Origin of the sequence: Azohydromonas lata (genome assembly GCF_034427735.1) — a bacterium.
GTDB classification, from domain to species: domain Bacteria; phylum Pseudomonadota; class Gammaproteobacteria; order Burkholderiales; family Burkholderiaceae_C; genus Azohydromonas; species Azohydromonas lata.
Genome location: NZ_JAXOJX010000186.1, coordinates 1 through 907 on the forward strand (window position 1 = coordinate 1; position 907 = coordinate 907).

General features: G+C 68.6%; 1 protein-coding gene. It reads right to left on the reverse strand.

The features are described from left to right. A partial coding sequence (locus SM757_RS34935) for a hypothetical protein (RefSeq protein WP_322468857.1) occupies nt 1-907 on the reverse strand: 907 nt, incomplete at both ends.

Sequence of the window (907 nt, forward strand, 5' to 3'; positions counted from 1 at the left end):
GTGTACTGCACGGCCACCGACGTGGCCTTGAGGTTGCCCAGGCCGTCGACACTGGCCGTGAGCGTGCCATTGGCCAGCTCGAACGCCGTGGTGCCTGCGGCACCCGAGCGCAAGCCGAAGCTGGCGTTGCTCAAGCGCAGCGAGGCGGACGTGCCCGCGCTCAGCGCGGCCGTCACGTTGGAGCCCACGGCCACGATGTCCGTGCCGGTCTTGGCGAAGCCCAGGTCACCCGACAACGACACGAAGTTCGCGATGTCGGCGCTGAAGCCCTTGAGCGTGAACGCCACCGTGTTGGCGGCAATGGCCTGGCTGAACGTGTAGCTTTGGCTGCCAACACTGACTTTTGTGCCGGCCGCCACTGCACCGGCAGTGCCGGTGTACTGCACGGCCACCGAGGTAGCCTTGAGGTTGCCCAAGCCGTCGACAGTGGCCGTCAGCGTCCCGTTGGCCAGCTCGAACGCCGTGGTGCCGGCCGCTCCCGAGCGCAGACCGAAGCTGGCGTTGCTCAGGCGCAGCGAGGCCGACGTGCCTGCGCTCAGCGCAGCCGTCACGTTGGAGCCCACAGCCACGATGTCCGTGCCCGTCTTGGCGAAGCCCAGGTCACCGGACAACGACACGAAGTTGGCGATGTCGGCGCTGAAGCCCTTGAGGCTGAACGCCACCGTGTTGGCAGCGATGGCCTGGCTGAACGTGTAGCTCTGGCTGCCGACGCTCACCTTGGTACCGGCAGTCACGGCACCGGCAGTGCCCGTGTACTGCACGGCCACCGAGGTGGCCTTGAGGTTGCCCAGGCCGTCGACGCTGGCCGTCAGCGTGCCGTTGGCCAGCTCGAACGCCGTGGTGCCCGCGGCACCCGAGCGCAGGCCGAAGCTGGCGTTGCTCAGCCGCAGCGACGCGGACGTGCCCG